General features: G+C 68.7%; 4 protein-coding genes and 1 pseudogene. 1 reads left to right on the top strand and 4 read right to left on the bottom strand.

The window, feature by feature from the left end:
• The 4 genes and pseudogenes from AD428_RS23950 to queE all read right to left on the bottom strand — a co-directional run.
• On the bottom strand, nucleotides 1-1626 hold a 1626-nt coding region (locus AD428_RS23950), incomplete at its 3' end, for an FUSC family protein (RefSeq protein WP_053246815.1).
• Nucleotides 1623-2096 carry a MarR family winged helix-turn-helix transcriptional regulator gene (locus AD428_RS23945; protein WP_053246814.1) on the bottom strand — a complete coding sequence of 158 codons (474 nt, stop codon included), beginning with the start codon at nucleotides 2094-2096 and terminating at the stop codon, nucleotides 1623-1625. The genes AD428_RS23950 and AD428_RS23945, both read right to left, overlap by 4 nt.
• Nucleotides 2097-2235: 139 nt before the next feature.
• The gene (queD, locus tag AD428_RS23940) at nucleotides 2236-2679 is read right to left on the bottom strand and encodes a 6-carboxytetrahydropterin synthase QueD (protein WP_053246813.1); all 444 of its coding nucleotides are present in this window, start codon (nucleotides 2677-2679) and stop codon (nucleotides 2236-2238) included.
• Between the two features lie 28 nt (nucleotides 2680-2707).
• A pseudogene (gene queE, locus AD428_RS23935) lies at nucleotides 2708-3341 on the bottom strand (7-carboxy-7-deazaguanine synthase).
• Nucleotides 3342-3443: 102 nt separating this feature from the next.
• Between queE and arfB the strand changes: the two are divergent.
• The coding region (gene arfB, locus AD428_RS23930) for an alternative ribosome rescue aminoacyl-tRNA hydrolase ArfB (RefSeq protein ID WP_053246812.1) at nucleotides 3444-3777 on the top strand (334 nt) is incomplete at its 3' end.

The raw sequence follows: 3777 nt of genomic DNA, 5'->3' as shown, positions 1-3777 counted from the left end.
GGGGGCGCGGGCGGAGGCGGCCAGCGAGGCCAGCTCTTTCCAGTTGGCGGCCTGGATGCGGCGCGCGCTCCAGTCGGCGCTGACGGTGCGGAAGATGGCCGCGATGACCGCGGCCGTGCCCACGCCGATGATCTGCGCGGTCTGCGTGTCGATGAAAGACACGACATCGGCCGTGTTGGTGTCGTGCAGCGCCATCGTGCCCAGGAAGCCGAACAGCATGGCCATGGCCTTGCCGGCCGTTTCGGGGCGGGCGATGAAAATGCCCAGCACGAAGGCCGCGGGCAGCATCGACAGCGCCAGCATCTCGAACGAGTGGATGGCCGGCATGATGCCCAGCAGGTACAGCGCCGACAGCGGAATCGAATAGACCGTATAGGTCAGGAACTGCATGATGCCCGGCACGGGATTGTCCTGCGAGGCGAAGAAGCAGCTGAAGATGGCCGCCATGAGCGCGGCCGTGGCGCCGTTGCTCCAGGCCGTGCCGATCCAGAACGCGCAGCACACGCTGATGGCCACGCCGGCGGCCAGGGCCGACAGCAGCGCCATGCCGTGATCGCGGTGCAGCACGTTGCGCGGCGCGCTGGCCGGGTGCGGCGTGCGCGCCGGCGCGCCGGCCAGCCCGGCGCGGATCTCGCGGCGCAGCGCCAGGCATTCGTCGTAGGTGTCGACCAGCTCGCGCAGGCGCGCCATCAGGCTGGCCAGGAGCGCATCGCGCCAGCCCGACCGGCTGTCGATGGAGGGCGTCAGGCGCGACACGGCGGCGCGCAGCCGCACCGCGGTTTCGTGCCGGGCCCTGGGGCCCTCGTTGATCCATTCCGAGATTTCCGCAAGCAGCGCGGACACGGGTTCGGGCAGCGCGGCGCCGTCGGCCTGCAGCGCGCGCATGCGGTCTTCCACCGCCGAAACCACGGGCGTGAGCGCGGCGATCTTGTCCTGCATGGCGCGCACCGAGCTGGCCGTCCAGCGCAGGTTGCTGGTGTCGAACGGCAGGTGCGTGGACAGCAGCCGCAATTGCGTGAGGTCGTTGGCCAGCACGCGGCGGTCGCGGTCGCGCTGCTCGGCGTTGAGGCCGCGCAGCGTATCGTGTATCCATTGCCGCGCGTCGCGCGCGGCGGCGTCCAGCCGCAGCGTGAGCGCGGGCGCCAGGTCGCGCGGCAGCACCACGCTGTGGACCAGGGTGGCGCAGACGATGCCCAGGGTGATTTCCTCCACGCGCGCCAGCGCGGTGTCGAACACCAGCAGCGGGTCGGTGACGCTGGGAAAGCCGATCATGGCCGCTGTGTAGCCGGCGAGCATGAAGAGATAGGAGCGCGGCGTGCGGTCGAGCACAGAGAGGTACAGGCACAGGCCCACCCACAGCACCATCGCCGCCGTCATGAGCACCGGCGAGTGCGACAGGCGCGGCACCAGGTAGACCGTGGCGGCCGAGCCGAAGAAGGTGCCCACCAGCCGGTAGGCCGCCTTGGAGCGCACCGCGCCCGACCAGGGCTGCGATACGACATACGCGGTGGTCATGGCCCAGAACGGGCGGGGCAATCCGATGCAGTACGAGAGGTACAGCGCCATGACGGCCCCGGCGTAGCTCTTGAGCGAAAAAACCACTTCGCGGACATTGGGCAGCCTCATGGCCGGGGATCCTCCTGGGCGCCCGCGCCGCTGCGGCCCAGCGCGGCCTTCAGGGACTCGAACACCCGCAGGCAGGCTTCCAGGTCCGCCTCGGCCACGCCCGCGAACAGGCGCCGGCGCAGCTCCACCAGCACGTCCTCGACCTGCTTGCGCAGGGCGTGGCCGGCTTCGGTGAGATGCAGCGTGCGGGCGCGGCGGTCGTGCGGGTCTTCGCGGCGCTCCATGAGGCCGGCCGCGACGAGCTGGTCCAGCACGCGCACCAGCGACGGGCCTTCCACGCCCAGCGCCTCGGCCAGCGCGCCCTGGCGCACGCCGTCGCCGAGCCGGCCGGTGAGAATGACGGGCCAGGCGGTGGCTTGCGACAGGCCATAGTCCGCCAGCGCCTTGTCGGCAGCGCCGCGGTAGGCGCGGGCAATCACCATGAGATTGGCGGTGGTGGCCATGAGCTGGGAGTCGGAGAGCGTTTTCATGGATTAGATTGTATCCTATTTATTAGCTTACTAATAATTGAAAATGACGACTATCTCCATTGATTCTTTCAATCGGAAAAATAGGGGGCGGTTTTTCCAGGAATGGAAAGCCGGGGCGCACGCCCCGGCGGGACACGGCTCAGCCGGCGCAGTCGGCCCAGCAGTTGGGGGTTTCGTACAGGCGCACGCGCGACAGGCGCAGCTCGGCGCCGTAATGGCCGTGGTAGTGCGGCGCCAGCGTCTCGAACACGATGGCGGCCAGGTTCTCGGCGGTGGGAATACGGTCCAGCACCACGGTCTTGTGGCCGGGCAGGGTGTCCAGGAAGGCGCGCACGGCGGTGTCGCCTTCGTAGACCAGGAAGGCGTGGTCCCAGACGTCCACGATGTGGGTCTTGGCGATGCGCTTGATTTCGGAGAAATCCATCAGCATGCCGTTGTCGGATTCGCCGGGCGCCTGCACCACGTCGCCGGTCAGGGTGATTTCCAGCACGTAGCGGTGGCCGTGCAGATTGCGGCACTGGCTGCGGTGGTCGGGAATGCGGTGTCCGGCATCGAATTCGAGCCGGCGGGTAACGGAGATCATGCGGCGCTCCGCCAGGCGTGGGGGTGAATCATGGAATGCCTATATATTTGTGGGTTTGCAGGCTGAGCCGCCACTTGGGATGTTGCAGGCAGTACTGGACTGCCTTTTCGGTATTGGCCGCGCGCTGCGGGCCGTCCATGGGCTGCAGGAAGAAATGCGCGAAGTCGAGGTGCGCATAGGTTTCGGGCAGGGCGTCGGCCTGGGGATAGACGAGCTTGAGCTCGTCGCCGCGCTCGAGCACCACCGGCGCCGTGCCCTTGGGGCTGACGCAGATCCAGTCGATGCCGGCCGGCGCGGGCAGGGTGCCGTTGGTTTCGATGGCCACGGTGAAGCCGCGGGCGTGCACGGCCGCGAGCAGGGGGGGCGTCCAGCTGGAGCAGCGGCTCGCCGCCGGTGAACACCACATAGCGGTCTTCGGCGCCCGGGCCCCAGGCCGCCGCGATGGCGTCGGCCAGCAGCTCGGCGGTGGCGAACTTGCCGCCGCCTTCGCCGTCGGTGCCGACGAAGTCCGTGTCGCAGAACGTGCAGGCGGCGCGGCCGCGGTCGCTCTCGCGGCCGGTCCAGAGATTACAGCCCGCGAACCGGCAGAACACCGCCGCGCGACCCGCCTGGGCGCCTTCGCCCTGCAGGGTCTTGAAGATTTCTTTGGCGGAATAGGTCATGAGAAAAAGAGGCGGCCGGAAAACGCCCCGGAATCGGCAAAGCACATTATTTTACCGTCCGGCCGCCCAGCCGCGCCTCGGCTTCGCGTAGACTTGCCTTCCATGCTGCACATACAGGATTCCCTCTATCTCGATGAGCGCGAGCTGGTCTTCACCATGATCCGCGCCCAGGGCGCCGGCGGGCAGAACGTCAACAAGGTTTCGAGCGCCGTGCACCTGCGTTTCGACGTGCGCGCCTCGTCGCTGCCGGAGCACATCCGCGAGGCCCTCTGCGCGCTGTCCGACCACCGCGTGTCGAAAGACGGCGTCATCGTCATCAAGGCCCAGGCTTTCCGCAGCCAGGAGAAGAACCGCGCCGAGGCTATCGAGCGGCTGGCCGCCATGGTGCGCGCGGCCGCGCGCGTGGAAAAGCCGCGCCGGCCCACCCGGCCCACCC

The sequence above is a fragment of the Achromobacter sp. DMS1 genome, from assembly GCF_001270295.1.
This window is presented reverse-complemented; position numbering and strand designations above follow the sequence as displayed.